This window comes from Cohnella rhizosphaerae, from assembly GCF_029525575.1.
Taxonomy (GTDB): Bacteria; Bacillota; Bacilli; order Paenibacillales; family Paenibacillaceae; genus Cohnella; species Cohnella rhizosphaerae.
Map to the genome: position 1 here is coordinate 1015587 of NZ_JAPDIA010000007.1, position 19723 is coordinate 1035309.

Here is a 19723-nt window from a genome sequence, read left to right on the forward strand (position 1 = left end):
TGATGATAGATATACACTCCCATATCTTGCCTTCGCTCGACGACGGCGCGCAGGACTGGAGGGATGCTTTGGAGCTCGCGCGGGCGGCCGAGGCGGAAGGGATCGGGACGATCATTGCGACACCGCATCACGCGAACGGCGTATATACGAACGAGGCTCGGGACGTCAAGTCGGCGGTCGCGGCGATGAACGAGCGTTTGTCCGAGGAAGGGATCGCGCTAAAGGTAGCGTCCGGACAAGAAATCCGCATTCACGACGATCTGCTGGAGGCGTGGACGAGAGGCGAGCTGCTGACGCTCGCAGGTTCGCGGTATGTGTTGATCGAGTTGCCCTCTTCCCGGATTCCCCGAAGCACCTTAGATCTGCTGCATGAACTTCGGATGATGAACCTCTCGCCGATCATCGCCCATCCTGAGCGTAACGCCGAGATTGCCAGTCAACACGATCGGCTCGCCGAGCTCGTCGCAGCCGGCGCATTTGGCCAAGTGACGACGCATTCGCTGCTCGGCGGCTTCGGCAAGCGAATCCAGCAGACATCCTGGCAACTGTGCCGGCAAGGCTTGATTCACATTGTCTCATCCGATGCGCACCATGTGTCCAAGCGCGGATTTTTGCTAGGGGGAGAGTTATCGAGAGGTCAATCGACGTCTCGGCGAAAAGTTTGAGCTTTTTTTTTAGGAAAAATGCGGAAGCCGTATTGTATAATGGACACATTGAGTCGCATCCTCCGGCTCCCCGATCTGAGAGGATTTGGGGGGAAACTCGCAAATATTCTCAAGAAAAGTTGACCAGCCTACTAAGTATTAGGTAGAATACCTGTTAAGGCAAGTAATTTTTAACACTATTAAAACAAAAAAATGGTAGAGGTGAGATTCTTGGTATTGAAGAAAAAGGTAATTGCCGGCACGATCGCGGCCAGCTTGACGTTCACGGCTCTGGCGGGACTGCCGCTCAGCGACAAGGGACTCGCTGAGAAGCTGGGGATTAACGTTGCTTATGCGGCTGATTCGAACATTAAGCTCGCAGATTGGGCTTCCAAGATCAAGAAGCAACTGTCTGCTCAGCAAGCGGTTTATTCGCAAAGCGTAGCGGATGCTGTCTATCTGAAAGGCGAAGAAGAATTTAGCGTTGCTAGCGTTACATATGCGGTTTACAACGGGACGCCTAATCTGTCCGTATCCACTTCCGTCTATGATATTGCCAAGCCGGTTGTAGGCAAGCTGAACTTGACCGACAAGGATGGCAACGATATTCAGGAAGACTTCTCCAACCTGGTTGCGGGCCTGATCAAGTTCATGTTCAATCAAGACACGAACGCATTTAATGCGTTGCGCGACGAGCCAAGCATTGTTAACGCAGTTTACGCAGTAGATCCGACGATGACCTTTGCGGACCTGGATACGTTCCTGTTCGATACCAACACTGGTGTTCAAGCTTCGCTGATCAGCAAGCTGAACGGTCTGTCTGCTACGGACGTTCTTGCGCTGGGTACGGATCCGGTCGCTCGCAACAAGTTCTTTGACGAACTGTTTGCTTCGGTACTGACCAGCAGCAATTCTTCAAAGGTAGTGCAACTGCTGCTTGCACAAGGCGTGACAAGCGCTGATTTTGCGGATGTCGTCCGCAACTTCCGCTTCTACGTGGGGCCTGAGATCTTTGACAAGGCTGCTGCGGAACTGTTCACAGCATACCGTACGGTGTTCTACACGCCTCCTTACACCGGCGGTGGCGGCGGCACTTCGTCCGTCATCAGCCCATCCGTCGCTCAACTCGCGCAAGAGCTTGCTGACCTGAAGGGCAAGATCGCAGCAGCTACGGGCGATGAGAAGGACAAGCTGATCGCGCAAGCCGTCTCAAAGACTAACGAAGTCGTCGAGAAGATCCTTACGCTTGATCTTTCCTCTCAAGTACAGAACGTGAACGGCAAGGCAACGCTGACGCTGTCTGCAGCAGACGTCACGAAGCTCATCACGGCTGTCTCCGACGCGAAGAAGGCGCTGGCTGATGCCGTTGGATCGTCTGATGGCCTGAACGTAGGCGAGATCACGATTAACCTGGGCGCGATCGCGCAATCCGGCGCTTCCGTATCGCTGCCGCAAGAGCTGTGGACGCTGGCGAACGATTCGAAGGCGGATGGCGTTGCCATCAAGATCGGCGAGCTGAGCGCTACGCTGCCTGTAGGCACCTTCACTGAAGCAGTGACCCTCGGCGTTACGATCGAGACCGGCGATGCTGCGTCTTCCGTCACCTCGGGCGTATACGGCAAGTCTGTAGCTTCCGATGTGTACGGCTTCGATCTCCAAGTCGGCGGCAAGGAAGTGGAGCAATTTAACAAGGCAATCACGCTGCGTCTTCCGCTCAAGAACCTGACTGGCGTCGACAAAGAGCTGCTCACCACGGGCCGCGTCGAAGCAGACGGCACGATCTCTACCCAAGGCGGTACGATCGATGGCGAATTCATCGTAGAGCCGCGCTACAGCTTCTCGAAGTACTTCGTATTCGAGAACAAGGTAACGTTCAACGATATCGCCAAGGTCCAAGCTTGGGCTGGCCGCCAGATTCAGGTCGTAGCGGCTAAGGGTGCGATCGAAGGCAAGTCCGCGGGCGTCTTCGCGCCGCAGGACAAGATCACGCGCGCCGAGTTCGCCAAGATCCTGATCACCGCGCTCAACCTTGACAACACGCTGGCGACTTCGTCCAAGTTCTCCGATGTACCTGCATCGCACTGGGCTGCGCCGTACATCGCCGTAGCTGCCGAGCAAGGTATCATCAACGGCAAGACGCCGTCGACGTTCGCGCCGAACGCGACGATCACGCGCGCCGAGATGGCTACGATGATCGCTCGTGCGTTGAAGGTCACGCAAGGTCTGAAGGACATTGACAACGCTGAAGCTGCACTGTCTGTCTTCAAGGATGCCAGCAAGATCGGCTCCGCGTTCCGCTCGAGCGTAGCTTGGGCTGCTGCCAGCGACATCATCATCGGCGCGAACGGCAAGTTCCTGCCGAACGACAACGCGACGCGTGCCGAAGCTGCCGTCATCATCTACCGCGCGATCAACTTCAAACCGCAAGCTTAAGGCTTTTAGTTAGATATTCAATACTCGCTCAGTATGTTTATAGTCGCATCCTCCTCTCAAGCTTTGAGGGGAGGATGTTGTCTATGAACGGCGAAAAATGGCGAATTATGGCAACGCGCGGCTTCGCGATAGCAGATTGGAACTCTAGCCTTTGGAGGGAATTCGTGTGACTAATGAGTTGGACCTGAGAGACTACTTCCGGATCGTTCGGAAGCGGTTGTGGTGGATCGTCGGGGTCGTCCTGATCGTGACAGTCGCCGCAGGTCTGTATAGCATTTATGTTAAAGATCCAATTTACCAAGCTTCTACGAAAATCATCGTCAACCAAACATCCGCGCAAGTGATGGCGAACCAACCACAACTAAATAGCGATATGGTGAATACCAATATCCGAATGATCGAGACCTACAAGGAAATCATCAAGACGCCTGCGATCCTCGACAAAGTCGTCCAGTATTATCCGCAGCTTCAATTGACTTCAGAGCAGTTGGCCGAGAAGATCAAAGTCAGCTCAGTGAACAATACGCAGGTGATGACAGTCGGCGTTACGGACCTTTCTTACAGGAAAGCTGCCGAGATCGCCAACGCCGTATCCGAGATTTTCCGTCAGGAAATACCGAACATTTTTAACGTAGAGAACGTATCCATCCTCAACAACGCCAAGTTAGAGCCGGCCCAGAGTCCCAGCCCCATTTCGCCCAACATTCCTCTTAATATTGCCATTGCCTTTATCGTATCTCTTATGCTGTCCGTAGGCGTCGCGTTTTTGCTGGAATATTTGGATGACAGCATCAAGACCGAACAGGATGTCGAGCGCTATTTGGAACTGCCTGTACTCGCTTCGATCTCCAAAGTGAACTTTGATGAAAATCAAGGCGGCATGGCTGGCAGGCCCACTCAAGTCAAAAGTACGGGAGAATTGAACCATGTCTCGACAGGCAAGTAGCAAGCGTCCGCTCATTACGCTGTCCAACGCCAAATCGCCGGTATCCGAATCTTACCGTTCGCTTCGAACGAGCATTGATTTCTCCTCCGTGGATGAGCGCATGCAGGTGATCGCTGTGACCTCGGCCGGTCCGGGGGAAGGCAAGTCGACCACGATCGGCAATCTAGCGATCACTTATGCGCAATCCGAACGACGGACGCTATTAATCGATGCGGATCTTCGCAAACCGACCGAGCATCATACGTTCAATTTATCCAACCGTTGGGGACTATCGTCGGTCTTGTCGCAGCAATCGAAGCTTGATGATGTCATCCAGAAAACGGATATTCCGAACCTGTCCGTCATCTCATCGGGTCCGATACCGCCGAACCCCGCGGAAATGCTGGCATCGAAGCGAATGAGCGCGTTAATCGATGAGCTCAGGGAGCAATTTGACGTCATTCTGATCGATACGCCGCCGTTGCTCGCTGTCACGGATGCCCAGGTGCTTGCCACCAAGTGCGATGGATACGTGCTAGTGCTGGATCAGGGCAAGGTGAAGCGGGATATCGCGATGAAGGCGAAAGCGAACCTGGAAAAGGTCGGGGCACGCATACTGGGTGTCGTGATCAATAACGTTAAGCGCAAGAAGAGCGAAGGTTACTACTATTATTACTACGGCGAAAATAAATAGATATCAAGGCGGAGGCTTTCTTAAATGACAGTCAAGAAAAAAATGGCAATCTTATTTCTTGTGGATTTGGTCATCATTTGGTTCAGTATTTGCAGCGCTTATTATTTTCGATTCGAGGGTCCTGCGCCAGAGCAATACGCGAACCAAATGTTCTTGTACTGCATCATTTCATCCGTCCTGTGCGGAATAAGCATGGCTTATTTCGGTATGTATCGCAAAATGTGGCAGTATGCCAGCGTTTCCGAGATGTTCTCGATGTGCGTGGCCGTCACGATTGGTTGGGCCTTTTCCTTTGCCGCTACGACCATTGTCTCGGATATCCGGGTGCCGTTGTCCATAGCCGTACGGACGCTCGAGACCAGCCTTCTGCTAGTCGGCGGGGTGCGCGTCGTCTGGCGCGTGATCCGTCTTCGTCAGGGGGAAGGGCGTGGACTATCGTATTCCCACTTTAATCTATGGCGCTGGAGATTGCGGCGCGTTGGTCGCCCGCGAGTTCAAAGGATCGGATATGGCCGATCACAAGCTAATCGGATTCGTCGATGACGCCAAAGACAAACATAATCTGACGATTCACGGTTTGCCCGTACTGGGCGGCCGCTCCGATCTGTCTACTTTAGTCGAAGTGTTCAAGATTAAAGAAATCATCATCGCCATTCCGTCCGTGCCGCGCTCTCAAATCTCCGAGATTATCAACCTGTGCATGGCATGCGGCGTCAAAATCAAGATCATCCCCGGCATTAACGACCTGATTAAAGGCAAGATCTCGGTGAATGCCATACGCAATGTCGACGTTGAGGATCTCCTCGGCCGCGACCCGGTTCATACGGATCTACAAGGGATTGCAGACTATGTACACAACAAAGTCGTCCTCATCACAGGGGCGGGCGGTTCGATTGGTTCGGAGCTGTGCCGTCAGGTCGCATCCTTCGCGCCGGACAAGCTCCTGCTTCTGGGACACGGTGAAAATAGTATTTACACCATTGAGATGGAATTGAAACATAAGTTCCCTGGCATGCTGTTCGAGCCGATCATCGCGGACGTTCAGGATCGCAGGCGAATGGAAGAAGTATTCGATTCCTATCGTCCGCAAGTCGTGTTCCACGCCGCAGCTCACAAGCATGTCCCCCTAATGGAGAAGAATCCGGCGGAAGCCGTTAAAAATAACGTATTCGGCACGCAAAATGTTGCGGACTGCGCAGACAAATTCGGCACAGAACGCTTCGTGCTCGTCTCCTCCGACAAAGCCGTCAACCCCACCAGTGTGATGGGAGCGACCAAACGCATCGCGGAGATGTATGTGCAGAGCCTCAATGCGTCATCTCGTACCCGATTTGCGTCGGTTCGTTTCGGCAACGTCCTCGGCAGCCGCGGCAGCGTCATCCCGGCCTTCAAGACCCAGATCGCGCGCGGCGGCCCGGTCACCGTAACCGACCCGCAGATGGTTCGCTACTTCATGACGATCCCTGAGGCTGTACAGCTCGTTATTCAGGCGGGCGCTCTCTCCCAGGGCGGCGAGATCTTCATCCTCGACATGGGCGAGCCCGTTCGGATACTCAAGCTAGCCGAGGATCTTATTCGACTCTCTGGTTATGAGCCTTATATTGATATTCCGATTCACTTCACTGGAATCCGTGAAGGTGAGAAGCTGTATGAGGAACTGCTCACGGCCGAAGAGGGCGCTACAAAGACGCAGCATGAGCGGATTTATATTGGAAAGCCGGAAGTAATAAGCCGTGAGGATTTGGCTAGAGAACTGAATAAGCTCAACCGGGTCATCGCCGGTGGATCCGACGATGTGAAGGAAGCAATCGAGCAATTGGTTCCTCTTTACGAGCAAGTCTCTTAAATTCATCGTGACTGCAGCTTAAAGGACACGAAAGGAAGCTAGGACCATGAAGGAAAGAATATATCTCTCCTCGCCCCACATGAGCGATGAAGGTTATGAGATGCAGTATATACAAGAAGCCTTTGCGACCAATTGGATCGCCCCGCTCGGCGAAAATGTCGATGCGTTCGAGCGGGAGCTGGCTCAAAAAGTAGGCATTAAGGCTGCAGCAGCACTTTCGTCCGGAACGGCAGCGATTCACTTAGCCCTAAAAGCTGCCGGCGTTGGAGAGGGCGATATCGTTTTTTTGCCCGACCTTAACGTTCTCGGCGACGGCCAACCCCATCATTTATCAGAACGCAACGCCGGTATTTATCGATAGCGATTATAAGACCTGGAACATGTGTCCCGAAGCGTTAGAACAAGCCTTCCACAAATATCCGCACGCCAAAGCCGTTATTGTCGTTCATCTATATGGTTTATCCGCGGACATGGACAGGATCATGGAGATCTGTCGCCGCTATAATGCCACTGTTATAGAAGATGCTGCCGAATCTTTAGGTACTTATTACAAAGGGAAACACACCGGGACGATTGGTGATTATGGCATCTTCTCTTTTAATGGAAATAAAATCATTACGACCTCCGGCGGAGGGATGTTGGTTTCAAATAATGAAGAAAAAATTGCGAAAGCAAGGTTCTGGGCAACTCAAAGCAGAGATCCGGCAAGGCATTACCAGCATAGTGAATTAGGGTTTAATTATCGAATGAGCAATGTTATTGCGGGAATTGGTAGAGGACAGTTAAAAGTTCTCGATCAGAGAGTGAAGAAAAAGAAATACATATTTGAATATTATAAGAAAGAGTTAGGCTCTCTAACCGGTGTCGGATTTATGCCAAGTGTCGAATGGAACCAACCGAATTTTTGGCTAAGCACTATCACCTTGAATGGTAGTGTAAGGCCTGTAGATATTTTCGAAATTCTAGAGAAAGAAAAGATTGAATCAAGGCCGGTATGGAAGCCGATGCATTTACAACCTTTTTTATAGGGAGTTTGAATTCGTTGGCGAAAATGTGGCGAACAATTTATTTAATAACGGTGTATGCCTGCCTTCAGACACCAAGATGAATAAAGATGATATAGAAAGAGTTGTCGCAACAATAAAAAAAATATGGTGGGCTTAAATGAAACAATTAAATCCTGGATTCTATTGCAAGTTTGTCAAAAGACCGATGGATGCTTTATTATCCCTTTTAGCTCTTGTGATGGCTAGTCCAATACTATTGATAACTGCTCTATTAGTAAGAATTAAACTAGGGAGTCCTATACTTTTTAAGCAGTATAGACCGGGCTTGAGTGAGAATATATTTGTGGTATACAAGTTTAGGACTATGACAGAATCAAAAGACGGAAATGGAACATTACTTCCAGATAGCCAGAGACTAACCAAGTTTGGATTGTTTTTACGTTCAACGTCTCTTGATGAACTTCCGGAACTCTATAATATTTTAATTGGTGAAATGTCGATAGTAGGACCTCGTCCGCAATTGGTTAGAGATATGGTTTTTATGAGCCCGGAACAGAGGGGAAGGCATAGCGTTTTGCCTGGACTTACTGGACTGGCTCAAGTAAACGGGCGGAATAATATTTCTTGGGAAGAAAAGCTGCAACTGGACTTGCAATATATTCATAACATAACATTTGCAACTGATTTAAAAATTATTTTTAAGACCATAGCTAAAGTCTTTAAAAGGGGAGGGGATTAGCTCGACTGGAATGGACACTGCTGAAGATTACGGTGTCTACTTATTACGGGAAGGGAAGATTAGTGAAGAAAAATTTAATGCTGGTATGGAACATAGTAAAACATTAGTACGATAAATTAATTTCTGATGTTAATTAAGAGGTAAGAGGTAGACTTTATGGCTAAGTATAGTGTGTTAATTTCTTTGTATAAAAAAGAAAAAGCAGAATTTCTAACACAGAGCATTAATAGTATGTTAAATCAAACAATAATGCCAGATGAAATTGTTATTGTTAAAGATGGGTTACTGACGGAAGAGTTGGATGAAGTCTTAAAAAAATATGAAATAGAGTTTCCAAATTTATTTAAGTTTGTAATGATTGAAAGAAATGTTGGGCTTGGATTGGCTCTTAATCTTGGGTTAAAACATTGTAAAAATGAACTTATAGCAAGAATGGACACTGACGATATATCGAAGCCTGACAGATGTGAAAAGCAGTTAAAAGCATTTCTTGAAAATAAGCAATTAGATATAATCGGAACAATGGTCGATGAGTTTTCTGAAGATCCTTTAAAAATTAAATCATCACGCATTGTTCCTACAAACCAGAAGGAAATTTATGAATTTTCTAAAAAGAAGGAGCGCTTTCAATCATCCAACAGTTATGTATAAAAAAGAGTAAAGTGCTTGAATGTGGGGGTTACAGCGATTTGAGACGTAACCAAGATGTTGATTTATTTGGCCGAATGTTATTTAAAGGTTGTTGGGCAAGTAATTTAAATGAATCGTTATTATTGTTTCGCTCTAATGAATCGTTATCCAAACGTCGTAGAAGTTGGGAGAACACTAGAAGTTATATTTCGACAATACGCAAATTTCATAAAATGGGTTACTCCGGGTTTAGTGATTACGTAATTGTTGCGGTTGGGCAGATAATTTTGTTTTTAAGTCCAATCAGCTTACAAAATTGGTTTTATAAGAAGTATCTAAGGGGGTAAGGGGCTCTTATTGTGAAATTATCGGTGATCATTCCTGTTTATAATGCAGAGAGGCATATTAACAAATGCTTAGATAGTGTGAAAAATCAAACTTATAGTAACTGGGAAGCAATAATTATTGATGATGGTTCAAGTGATAATAGTTACTCATTACTTTTAAATTATGCCTTGAGCGATGACAGGTTTAAAGTGTGCAAGCAGGATAACCAAGGTCCAGGAAGCACAAGGAATAATGCAATCGCGAAAGTAACTGGAGACTATATTATCTTTATTGATGCAGATGATTATATAAATGTTGATTATTTTTCTGAGTTGAATAAATGTATTGAATCTGATCAACCAGACGTTGTTTTTATTGATGTATTGCATGAGAAGCCGAGTGGGGAACTTATAAGGCAGGAGTTCATGTCAAGATATAAATCACTTTCGAGAGAGAGATTAATAAGAAATCAAATGACTGGAAAAATTCCTTGGGGAGGCGTTCGAAAGGTTGTTAGGGCGTCTATGCTGTTTGCGAATAGTATAAAGTATTCAGATAATTTAGTTGGGGAAGAAGCTTTGTTTAGTTTTAAGGTATTATTGTATGCTGAAAAAATTTCATTTGTTGAAATGCCTTGTTACCATTATGTCAAACACGCAGAGAGTCAATCTGAAAAGGGCGATGACGATCCTTGGGGGCCTGTTTGTGAAAACTTAAGTGCTTACTTAAGAGCAAATCATTTAATTGATAAATACAATACTACGATTAACAGTTTTGGATTTACAGCATTCATTGTTTCTATATATAGAATTTCAAAAAAACACAACTTGATTTGTGCAATGAAAAAAGGTAAATGTGCGCTGCTGCATTTTAAATATAAATATAGTTTTGATTTTGACAAAGAGAGTTTGGAGTTCAGAACTCGTTGTTTTATATTTTTCGCTAGACATAACTTATTGTTGCCGATAGTAATTGCCGCAAAGATTAAAGTTGAATTGAATAAATAGTAATACAATAAATCCAACACTGATCCAGAATGTAGGTTAAGGAGGTTAAGCAATGGGGTTGAAATTCTGGAGAGCAAAAATGCTTTATGTATTAACTGGAAGAAATATGAATCATATAATCAATTGTTTTAGAAAAAATGGTGTTAATATTGGAGAAGGTTGCAATATATACTCCGACTTATTAACTTCCGAACCCTACCTAATTACAATAAAAAATAATGTAACTATTTCCAACGACGTGCAGTTTATTACTCATGATAGCAGTGTTTGTAAGGTAATTCCTGATTTATCAGATTTCTTTGGCGAAATTTCTATTGGGGATAATTGCTTTATTGGAGCAAGGTCTATTCTATTACCTGGTGTTACTTTAGCAAATAATATCATTGTAGGAGCAGGTAGTGTTGTAACAAAGAGTTTTTATGAGGAAGGGATACTTATTGCGGGTAATCCTGCAAAGAAAATCAGTGATGTGGAAGTATTTAAAGAAAAAGTTATGGAACACGGATTTAATATAACCCTATTATCACCTCAAGAAAAAAGATCACTTTTACTAAATAATAAAAATATGTTTTTAAAGAAATAATTATTAAGTCAAAAAAATCAACCCTTAAGCTGCGCATTTATATTAAAGTACTCTTAACTGAAGCTTGGTGAATTTTATAATTATGTTTCAAAGTTACACTGACATTTACAATGTTAAATCGAAAGTGAGTAGGTGTTCTGTGGACTTAAGTATTATTATTCCGGTTTATAATGTAGAAGAGTATCTGCAGGAGTGTTTGGACTCTATTTATAAAATTAAGGAGATTAATAAAGAGGTTATTATTATAAACGATGGTTCAACTGATTCAAGCCAAACTATAATTGATAAATACTTAGAAAAGTATCCTCTGGATACCAAAGTAATAATACAAGAAAATCAAGGTTTATCAGGAGCAAGGAATTCGGGATTGAACGTAGCAGAAGGAGAGTATGTGACATTCATAGACAGTGATGACTTTATCATTCCACAAAAATATGTAGAGCTATTTAATTTGGGGGTTAATTGTAATTTAGATATAATCGTTGGCGGGTTCAAATATAAATTTAAAGACAATATTTATACAACTAAAAGTATTGAAACAAGGAAAAATAAACTAATTCCCTTAGGTATAACAACAGGATTAGATTTTTTTTGAGAAAAGTTATGAAAAAAAACATGATGAAATTAGAGTTGAGGTGGTAACGAATATATTTAAAACTGAAATGTTAAGGCAAAATAATCTACTATTTAAAGAAGGTTTACTACATGAGGATACATTGTTTATGTATACCGCGATGTTTTTTGCTAACAAAGTAAAATACTTTCCTGTTGAGTACTATGTCTATAGGCGAAGAGAAGGATCTATTATGAACAATATAGGATATAGAAATTATGTTCATAAATTTTATATAGCTGAACAACTTCAAAACTTCAAAATTGAACATAATATTAATTTATATAGTTGGGATAGCATTATAGTAGCACTTTATTTTGCAGGTGTAAGAAAATATCGAATTAAAAATGTGGAATTCTACAAAAACATTAAATCTAGCAGACGATTAACAAAATTAGCTTCTGTAAAAATGGCTTTGATTCCACTATTTCATCTAATATCACATGAAGTTGAAATATGTATGGAAAATGAATGAGTTGATAATAAAAAATGTAGGATTAAAGCGGGGCTTTATATGAAAATTGTATTTACTTGTAACCGGATTGGTGCAGGTGGCGCAGAAAGAGTTATCTGCAACTTTGCAAATCAAATGTCTAAAGATGAAATTGATGTTAGACTTATTTGCTTAGATGTATTTGAAAATTTTTATTATCCTCTAGAACCCCGGGTCAAAATAATTGAACTTGATAGAGATTACAAAAACAGAAAAAAGTTCTTAGATAGAAAATCTGCGGGTTTTCGAAATTTTAAACGGTTAATTGAGAAATTAAAAATTGAAGCACCGGATTTGGTTATTTCATTTTATACACGACAAAATTCCTATAGCATTCTGGCTTGCAGGATTCTAAATATACCTATTGTAGCAGCTGAACGTGATCACTTTTTTTTTATCTGACTCGAAACTGAATGGTATTATGAGAAGAATTTTTTATCCTTTTGCAAATGGATTTATTCATCAAACTAAATGGGCTAGAGATTTTCTTAAAGAAAGATATAAATTTAAATGTCCAGACATTATTTTACCTAATCCTTTATGGATAAATGATTTTCCTGTAAGAAAACCGATACCTAAACGCGCTATTGCTGTCGGTAGGTTAGCAGAACAAAAGAACTATAAGGGATTAATTAGAGCTTTTAAGTTAGTGATTGAAGCTGATTCTGAAATCAAGTTATTTATATATGGTGAAGGTGAACAAAAGAAAGAACTTCAAAGCTTAATAACTTCATTGAAAATCGAAAAAAAATGTGTTTCTAGCTGGCTTAAGCAAAGATGTGATTGAGTGCTATAGATCAGCAGATATATTTATATTATTTTCCCACGGTGAAGGTTATCCAAACGTTTTATTGGAGGCAATGTCCATGGGGGGTGCCAAGCATAGCTGCTAATTGTCCCGTAGGTGGACCTGCCGATATGATCAAGGATGGCGAAAATGGATATTTAGTCGATCCCAAAGATGAAATAGGGCTAGCTAGAAAAATCCTCGCATTAATAACAGATAACTCCTTGAAACAAAAAATTTCATCTAATGCAATTCAAGTTAGAAAATCGAACGATTTAGAATTAATTTATTCTCGACTAATGAATTATTTAAATGAGATTATATATAGACACAATAAAAGGTAGAACTAAAATGCAAAACATTTGATTCGGAATGTTCTAAGGAGAATCAACAGTGTCGATAAATGCAACTAAGGACGCAAATTATTTTCGTGTATTTACCAAATTATTATTACTCTCCTGTGCATATGTATTATTTCTTATAGCTTACCAATATATAAATTACTTGAGTGATTCATCAATTAAACAGGTAATGAATATTATAGAATGGCTTGGTGTTCTTATATTACTCTACGCTGGATTTAGTTGGTGGAGAAAGACAGAAACGATCTTTTCACCATATATGATTTTATTTCTCTTTTTTGTTTTTATTCAATTTTGGACAATCATTTATGTGGGCTTTTGGAGTTCATAAGATAGGAGAATTAGGCGAGACGTCTTTTATTAGATATTTAAGTCCAGTTGTTTTATTAAAAACTCAAGTTGTAACGTGTATATCAATGTTGTTTTTTCATGTAGGTGCGTTATTCTGTTATCGATCAAGTAATTCCTATATATTCAAAAATAATAGTAACGAGGTTGCAACAGCATTTAAAGTAGTTGGAGTAACGTTGTCGTTAATCACAGTTCCTGCTGCTTTATATAGTTCGTGGAAGTCATTTCAATTATCCCAAATTTATGGTTATTCGGCTTTGTATTATGGTGATCATGCAAATCAAGGTGGAATATTGCTATATCTTGACTTTCTTTTTTTTCCTTCTTTAATTGCCCTAATTGTGGGTTATAAATTCTCTAAAAGAAGTATTTTGGTCGTATTTTCAATATTCTTTTTTATATATGTTAATTAATCTCATGGGCGGTGATAGGGGCTCATGGATATATAAATTATTAATCTTGTTATGGATAGTTACGACTAATTACAAAAGTCTAAATATTTCACTAAAGAAAATAATAGTTGCAAGTTTTGGTTGTGCCTTTTTGGTGCTTCCCATTGTTTCTTTGATCGTTAAAAATAGGGAAAATGGGTTATCAAGTTTGTGGGATGAGAATTTTTTTTAGGGAGTTATCTCAGACATGGATGAGCTCGTATATTGATCCAATATTTGAAATGGGGTCAAGTATGAATGTGTTAGGAATATTGTTGATGGATAAGATTCACGATACATGGGGGTTTGGTAGTACATACATTCCTGCAATATTAGGAATGGTGCTTCCGAGAGTTAAGACCTGGTTTGGTTACCCGGACATGTACGTTGAAAATTGGTTGTCACAAGATTATTTAGGTCTGGATCACTATGGTGTGGGATTTTCCATAATAGGAGAAGCTTATTTAAATTTCGGTATTTATATTGCCCCCTTTGCCATGTTAGTTATGGGTTATCTTTTAGGATCCTTGCTTTATTTTGATGCCAAATCGAGTCTTAAGAATCTATTTCGTATTTTTGTTATAGTCACAAGTACTTCAACATTCACTGGTTATGCGCGAGGGTCTCTTACCTATCATGCCAGGATGTGGTTTTGGGGAACGTTATTAATATGCCTAGTTGTGATTTTATTAACCCTGGTTGCGTCTAGATATAAAGGAAATAGCACCCATCCACTCGATGGTGATATGAAAATACTAGGTTGATTATCTACTAGTGAAAGGCGTGTTATTTTATTATTCCAACAATAGGCATCGATATTAAGAAGAAGTTGTGTGTTGCAACTTATGTTTTTGGTGAAGCTTATAAGGAATTTATTCCACTGTATATATATTCAATATTGAAAAGTTATCCTCACTATAGCATTAGAATCTATGTTAATGATGGTCTCGATAAAAAAATTAATAGTATATTGGACACTTTGCGAGATCTAGGTGATTTTACGATAATCACAAATTTTGCGGATAGATTGGGCTTGAATGAAAAAGCAAAAAATAATGACATGATCTCTAGGTCATTAAGATGGGTGGTTTATGACGAAGCTCTCTCTTCGTTCGAATACGTATATATTGGGGATATCGACGTTTTTATCTGTAAAGAAGAAAACGACTTATGCGAAATGCATGCTATTCACTGCTGCTCTTTAGGTCTCGCATATAGTAACTGCGTTCGTGGAGGGAGCGCTTTTATTAAGAAACCTCTAAAGCAGTTGGTGAAAAATTTCTTGCAGTATGGCTTCAGAGAAACTTCCAGAATGATTATGGACAGAGGTGTTGAGATAGACAAACTTTCTGGTTTACACTTTGTTAAAACCAAAGAATACTTCAATAAAGTTATACCACTACAAAATAAGTATATTGAAGAATTCAATCATTTAGCTAATAAAAAATCCAAAAGGTGGAATCTGTGTTATTTTAACGATGAAGCAGTGTTGTATGAATTGGTTAATGAGGCCAAACTTGGCTTACCTCCAAAACCGATAACAACTTCTAACGAAATGATTTTAAACCAGGATCCTAAAAAAGTGGAGTTTAGGCCCCACCATGGGCTACACTTGGGAATTTGGCGAAACGATATAACTCAAACAAAATCAGAGATAAATTTTATAACAGAAAGCGACCTGTATAGATCCTATTATTTTCAATTTTGTGATAATCGAAATAATGACATTATTTTAAATAAAATATTGGAGGAGGCTTCTCCGTATATTAAAAATATAATTTCAAATATGGATAAGTACTATAATTTCGAGACCGAAAATGGTAAGTGAGTTTTTCAAAAATGCTTTAAAGTTTAGGAGAAAGCCCCATGAGCCGAACAAAGTTATTTCTATATAATTCTTTTGCTACTGCATTCTATCAAATCATTGTATTTATTGCTGGCTTTATTACCCCTCGTTATATGCTGATATATTACGGCTCAGAGACAAATGGCTTAGTTACCTCTATCACTCAATTTATTTCCTACTTTTATCTTATAGAGGCCGGTCTAGCTACGGCCGCGATGTTTTCACTTTATAAACCTTTATCTGATAAAAACTTTAAAGAGGTAAGCGGGATTTTGGTCGCGATTAAACGTTATTATTATCAAATGGGATATTTCTTTATATCAGTAATATTTGTAATAGCAATTATCTATCCTTTTTTTGTAAGGACTGAAGTGGCAGATCCTTTTTTTTGTTGGCTTATTAGTTTTTGCAATTGGACTCGCTGGGGCTATGGAGTTTTTTCTAATGGCAAAATACCGAGTGCTTTTAGAAGCCGATCAAAAAACATATGTACTAGCATTTGCAAATACTTTAAGTATAGTTTGTAATACAGCAATAGTAGTATTGATGGCTAGATCCGGACTAAATATAGTTTTGCTAAAATATATAGCAATTTTAGCGGTTCTTTCGCGGTCTGTTGTTTTATATTTATATGTGAAAATAAAATACAAATACATAAATTATTCTGCAACACCTATCTATGCTGCACTTTCAAAGCGCTGGGATGCACTTTACATGCAAATAATGAACAGTGCTTACCTTGGAGCGCCAATAATTATTGCTACACTTTTTTTTAAATTTAACTTCGGTCAGTATTTATGCGGTATATAGTATAGTAACCCAAGGACTGCATAGTGCATTTTATGTTATTACTACAGGAGTGACTTCTTCTTTTGGTGCATTAATTTCAACTCGCGAGATAGAGACTTTGAAAAGAAGCTATAGTGTTTTTCAATATGTCTTTTTCAGCATTATTACTGTAGCGTATTCCGTTACATTTGTAGCGTATTTACCATTCATTAAACTTTATACGACTGGAGTCACAGACGTGAATTACTTGTTACCGATATTCAGTATATTATTTGCAGTTAGAGGTTTATTACAAACTATTAAAACGCCTCTGAGAATGCTTATCATGGCATCTGGACTCTATCGTGAAACTAGAATACAGGCGACGCTTGAAACGAGTATTGCAATCTTAGGAGGTATCGTTTTAGCTCCGATTTGGGGACTTCCAGGAATTTTAATTGGCTCTATTATTGCTGATCTCTATCGGTGTATTCATTTAATGATTTTTGTTCCAAGAAAGATTACTTATGAAAATGTAAGCGTCTATGTTTGGAGAATCGTTAGGATTATTTTGGTTATTGGCATTGTCTTTTCTTTATCGAAATGTGTAAATTATGATCCGTCAAATTATGTGAATTGGACTATTTTCTCTTTTGTGGTAGGTTTGATTACTGTTGCTTTTGTAGCAATTATTGGACTAATTTTTGAAAAAGAAAGCTTTAACGAAACTATTAAAAGACTAAGATTAATACCAAGTTTATTTAAACGGTCATCTTAAAAAAAATAATAAATAGCCGGTTGTACCATTTTGGGGGAAATTAAAAGTTAAGCATGACACATAGGAGGTACGCGCTTATGTTTAAAATTACCGTGGCCGGAACCGGGTATGTTGGCTTGGTAGCAGGCGTTTGCTTTGCTGAGGTGGGACATCAAGTTACCTGCGTTGATATAGATGAAGACAAAGTGAAGAGCATGAAATCAGGAGTTTGTCCAATTTATGAGGATGGCCTAGAAGAACTGATGCAAAAAAAACTACCATAAGGGAAGAATCGATTTTACGACTGATTATAAATCTGCATATAAGGATGCAGATGCCATTTTTATCGGTGTCGGCACCCCCGAGCAGCCTGATGGTTCAGCAAATCTAACCCATATAGCTACTGTGGCAAGGCAAGTTGCAGAATCAATTGAAAAAGATTGCTTAATTGTGGTGAAATCGACGGTTCCAGTCGGAACCAATGACAAGGTAGAACAGTTTATACAGGATTTCTTGGTTCATAAAGTGAAGGTAGAGGTGGCTTCGAACCCGGAATTTTTAGCACAGGGTTCTGCCGTCCATGATACGCTGCATGCAGAACGAATTATTATTGGAACTCAGAGCAAATGGGCTGAGGAGTTGTTAATGACGATTTATGAACCATTCCATTTACCGATTGTTTCAGTAAATAGAAGGTCTGCGGAAATGATAAAGTATGCTTCCAATGACTTTCTTGCTTTAAAAATTTCTTATATGAACGATATTGCTAACCTCTGTGAACTTGTTGGTGCAGATATCAATGATGTTGCCAAGGGGATGAGCTATGATCAGCGAATCGGAAGCAAGTTTTTAAATGCCGGTGTTGGCTATGGTGGCTCGTGCTTTCCTAAAGATACTAAAGCCTTGGAGTATATAGCAAAGCAACTAGGGTATCAGCTTAGAACCGTTAAGGCTGCTATTGATGTAAATAAAGATCAAAAGATGGTTTTATACAAAAAGGCTAGTAAAAGATTAATAACATTTAGTGGGTTAAAAGTAGCCGTTCTGGGGCTGACGTTTAAGCCAGGTACGGATGACTTAAGAGAAGCGGCTTCGCTTGAGAATGTACCCTTATTACTGGAACAAGGCGCTCATGTATTTGCATTTGATCCAGTGGGGGCTGATAATTTCGCCAAAATATACCCTGAAAGCGATAAAGGCAGAGGCAGCATCACGTACGTATCCAGTGCAGAGCAAGCATTACTTGAGGCAAATGTTTGCTTTATTTTTACGGAGTGGGGAGAAGTGAGAGCTATCACCCCTGCTCAATATAAACAGTGGATGAGAACGCCGCTCGTGTTCGATGGTAGAAACCTGTACAACGTAGATGAAATGCAAGAAGCAGGCGTCGAGTATTACTCGATCGGACGTAAGCCTGCGACTATTGGAGTTATAAAGGAGCCGCATCATTTTGAATTACAAAAGTCTTGATACTGGAGAAATATATCTGGTCACAGGCGCAGCTGGGTTTATCGGTTACTTTTTTGTCAAAAAAGGTTGTTGGAGCTAGGTTGCCGCGTAGTAGGCATCGATAATCTCAATGACTATTACGACATAAACTTGAAAAACGCCCGTTTGAATCTCCTTCTGCCATTTGAGCATTTTACCTTTATAGAAAGTGACATTTCCGATAAAGAAAAGCTTATGGGTGTCTTTGGACGCCATAAGCCTAATATCGTCGTGAATCTGGCTGCTCAGGCAGGAGTACGGAACTCCATAGAACATCCCGATGCTTATATTCAAAGCAATATCGTGGGGTTCTTTAATATTCTTGAAGCTTGCAGGCATCACCGGGTAGCACATCTAGTGTATGCCTCTTCCAGCTCAGTTTACGGTTCCAACAAGAAGGTTCCGTTTGAAGAGACGGACTCCGTAGATCAGCCGGTTTCTCTATATGCGTCGACCAAAAAAATCGAATGAACTTATGGCGCATACGTACAGCCATCTCTACGGCATTCCGACTACAGGGCTACGCTTCTTTACAGTCTATGGCCCGATGGGCCGCCCTGATATGGCTTACTTCGGATTTGCGGATAAATACTTTAAAGGAGACCCTATTCATATTTTCAACAACGGCGATTTTGAGCACGATCTCTATCGCGATTTTACTTATATCGATGACATTGTAGAAGGAATTGAGCGTATATTAGGCAATCCGCCTCTGGACACCGTTCGACATAAGGTTTATAACATTGGAAACAACAGCCCGGAAAAATTGATGCATTTTATTGAGACACTGGAAAATGCGCTGAGTCGAGCAACCGGAAGAATCGTTTGCTTCGAGAAGGTTTTCGAGCCGCTCAAGCCTGGCGATGTGCCGGCTACCTATGCGTCAACCGACAGATTGCAACAAGCGGTGGGGTTCAAACCTCAGACTTCGATCGAAGTTGGGGTGCAGAAGTTTGCGGACTGGTACGTGGCTTACTACAACAAAGCGTAAT

The 19723-nt window shown here is 41.5% G+C and carries 20 protein-coding genes and 4 pseudogenes; all 24 read left to right on the plus strand.

The window, feature by feature from the left end:
• Positions 1–2: 2 nt before the first annotated feature.
• Entirely contained in the window at positions 3–665 is a 663-nt protein-coding gene (locus OMP40_RS22440) for a tyrosine-protein phosphatase (protein ID WP_277534668.1), read from the plus strand.
• A gap of 210 nt (positions 666–875) precedes the next feature.
• Positions 876–3077, plus strand: coding sequence for an S-layer homology domain-containing protein (locus tag OMP40_RS22445; RefSeq protein ID WP_277534669.1), 2202 nt, complete (start codon positions 876–878; stop codon positions 3075–3077).
• Positions 3078–3243: 166 nt separating this feature from the next.
• A complete protein-coding gene (locus OMP40_RS22450) occupies positions 3244–4023 on the plus strand; it encodes a YveK family protein (protein ID WP_277534671.1) in 780 nt (259 codons plus the stop codon).
• Positions 4004–4696: a CpsD/CapB family tyrosine-protein kinase gene (locus tag OMP40_RS22455; RefSeq protein WP_277534673.1), complete on the plus strand. Its 693-nt coding sequence runs from the start codon at positions 4004–4006 to the stop codon at positions 4694–4696. Before OMP40_RS22450 ends, OMP40_RS22455 begins: the two co-directional genes overlap by 20 nt.
• Before the next feature lie 24 nt (positions 4697–4720).
• Positions 4721–5239: a hypothetical protein gene (locus OMP40_RS40320; RefSeq protein ID WP_338131206.1), complete on the plus strand. Its 519-nt coding sequence runs from the start codon at positions 4721–4723 to the stop codon at positions 5237–5239.
• Entirely contained in the window at positions 5175–6542 is a 1368-nt protein-coding gene (locus OMP40_RS22460) for a polysaccharide biosynthesis protein (protein ID WP_338131207.1), read from the plus strand. Before OMP40_RS40320 ends, OMP40_RS22460 begins: the two co-directional genes overlap by 65 nt.
• 46 nt (positions 6543–6588) lie before the next feature.
• Positions 6589–7706, plus strand: a pseudogene (locus tag OMP40_RS22465) (DegT/DnrJ/EryC1/StrS family aminotransferase).
• Positions 7707–8288: a sugar transferase gene (locus OMP40_RS22470; protein WP_420872008.1), complete on the plus strand. Its 582-nt coding sequence runs from the start codon at positions 7707–7709 to the stop codon at positions 8286–8288.
• 156 nt (positions 8289–8444) lie between these two features.
• A complete protein-coding gene (locus OMP40_RS22475) occupies positions 8445–8939 on the plus strand; it encodes a glycosyltransferase (RefSeq protein ID WP_277534675.1) in 495 nt (164 codons plus the stop codon).
• Positions 8940–9277: 338 nt separating this feature from the next.
• Positions 9278–10252 carry a glycosyltransferase family 2 protein gene (locus OMP40_RS22480; RefSeq protein WP_277534677.1) on the plus strand — a complete coding sequence of 325 codons (975 nt, stop codon included), beginning with the start codon at positions 9278–9280 and terminating at the stop codon, positions 10250–10252.
• 52 nt (positions 10253–10304) lie between these two features.
• Positions 10305–10835, plus strand: a complete 531-nt coding sequence (locus tag OMP40_RS22485) for an acyltransferase (protein ID WP_277534679.1) — start codon at positions 10305–10307, stop codon at positions 10833–10835.
• 139 nt (positions 10836–10974) lie between these two features.
• Entirely contained in the window at positions 10975–11430 is a 456-nt protein-coding gene (locus OMP40_RS22490; RefSeq protein WP_277534681.1) for a glycosyltransferase, read from the plus strand.
• Between the two features lie 211 nt (positions 11431–11641).
• The gene (locus OMP40_RS22495; protein ID WP_277534683.1) at positions 11642–11923 is read left to right on the plus strand and encodes a hypothetical protein; all 282 of its coding nucleotides are present in this window, start codon (positions 11642–11644) and stop codon (positions 11921–11923) included.
• A 39-nt stretch (positions 11924–11962) separates the two neighbouring features.
• Positions 11963–12343: a glycosyltransferase gene (locus OMP40_RS22500; protein WP_277534685.1), complete on the plus strand. Its 381-nt coding sequence runs from the start codon at positions 11963–11965 to the stop codon at positions 12341–12343.
• A gap of 19 nt (positions 12344–12362) precedes the next feature.
• Positions 12363–12728, plus strand: coding sequence for a glycosyltransferase (locus OMP40_RS22505; RefSeq protein WP_277534687.1), 366 nt, complete (start codon positions 12363–12365; stop codon positions 12726–12728).
• Entirely contained in the window at positions 12721–12834 is a 114-nt protein-coding gene (locus OMP40_RS42115) for a glycosyltransferase family 4 protein (protein ID WP_420872009.1), read from the plus strand. Before OMP40_RS22505 ends, OMP40_RS42115 begins: the two co-directional genes overlap by 8 nt.
• Positions 12815–13072: a glycosyltransferase gene (locus OMP40_RS42120; protein WP_420872010.1), complete on the plus strand. Its 258-nt coding sequence runs from the start codon at positions 12815–12817 to the stop codon at positions 13070–13072. Before OMP40_RS42115 ends, OMP40_RS42120 begins: the two co-directional genes overlap by 20 nt.
• A gap of 293 nt (positions 13073–13365) precedes the next feature.
• Positions 13366–13854 (plus strand): annotated as a pseudogene (gene wzy, locus OMP40_RS42125) (O-antigen polysaccharide polymerase Wzy); the annotation flags it as partial.
• Between the two features lie 230 nt (positions 13855–14084).
• Positions 14085–14636, plus strand: coding sequence for an O-antigen polysaccharide polymerase Wzy (wzy, locus tag OMP40_RS22510; protein WP_277534689.1), 552 nt, complete (start codon positions 14085–14087; stop codon positions 14634–14636).
• A 269-nt stretch (positions 14637–14905) separates the two neighbouring features.
• Positions 14906–15700, plus strand: coding sequence for a hypothetical protein (locus OMP40_RS22515; protein ID WP_277534690.1), 795 nt, complete (start codon positions 14906–14908; stop codon positions 15698–15700).
• A gap of 462 nt (positions 15701–16162) precedes the next feature.
• Positions 16163–16528 carry a hypothetical protein gene (locus OMP40_RS22520; protein ID WP_277534692.1) on the plus strand — a complete coding sequence of 122 codons (366 nt, stop codon included), beginning with the start codon at positions 16163–16165 and terminating at the stop codon, positions 16526–16528.
• A 217-nt stretch (positions 16529–16745) separates the two neighbouring features.
• Entirely contained in the window at positions 16746–17264 is a 519-nt protein-coding gene (locus OMP40_RS22525) for a hypothetical protein (RefSeq protein ID WP_277534694.1), read from the plus strand.
• Between the two features lie 77 nt (positions 17265–17341).
• A pseudogene (locus OMP40_RS22530) lies at positions 17342–18713 on the plus strand (UDP-glucose dehydrogenase family protein).
• Positions 18694–19722, plus strand: a pseudogene (locus OMP40_RS22535) (GDP-mannose 4,6-dehydratase). Before OMP40_RS22530 ends, OMP40_RS22535 begins: the two co-directional pseudogenes overlap by 20 nt.
• Position 19723 lies beyond the last annotated feature (1 nt).

Coding starts and splice junctions, on each gene's coding strand:
- wzy (WP_277534689.1), top strand. CDS start 14,085: ATGAGCTCGTATATTGATCCAATATTTGAAATGGGGTCAAGTATGAAT.
- OMP40_RS22485 (WP_277534679.1), top strand. CDS start 10,305: ATGGGGTTGAAATTCTGGAGAGCAAAAATGCTTTATGTATTAACTGGA.
- OMP40_RS22520 (WP_277534692.1), top strand. CDS start 16,163: ATGGCAAAATACCGAGTGCTTTTAGAAGCCGATCAAAAAACATATGTA.
- OMP40_RS22505 (WP_277534687.1), top strand. CDS start 12,363: ATGAGAAGAATTTTTTATCCTTTTGCAAATGGATTTATTCATCAAACT.
- OMP40_RS22455 (WP_277534673.1), top strand. CDS start 4,004: ATGTCTCGACAGGCAAGTAGCAAGCGTCCGCTCATTACGCTGTCCAAC.
- OMP40_RS22495 (WP_277534683.1), top strand. CDS start 11,642: ATGAACAATATAGGATATAGAAATTATGTTCATAAATTTTATATAGCT.
- OMP40_RS22500 (WP_277534685.1), top strand. CDS start 11,963: ATGAAAATTGTATTTACTTGTAACCGGATTGGTGCAGGTGGCGCAGAA.
- OMP40_RS40320 (WP_338131206.1), top strand. CDS start 4,721: ATGACAGTCAAGAAAAAAATGGCAATCTTATTTCTTGTGGATTTGGTC.
- OMP40_RS22475 (WP_277534675.1), top strand. CDS start 8,445: ATGGCTAAGTATAGTGTGTTAATTTCTTTGTATAAAAAAGAAAAAGCA.
- OMP40_RS22440 (WP_277534668.1), top strand. CDS start 3: ATGATAGATATACACTCCCATATCTTGCCTTCGCTCGACGACGGCGCG.
- OMP40_RS22470 (WP_420872008.1), top strand. CDS start 7,707: ATGAAACAATTAAATCCTGGATTCTATTGCAAGTTTGTCAAAAGACCG.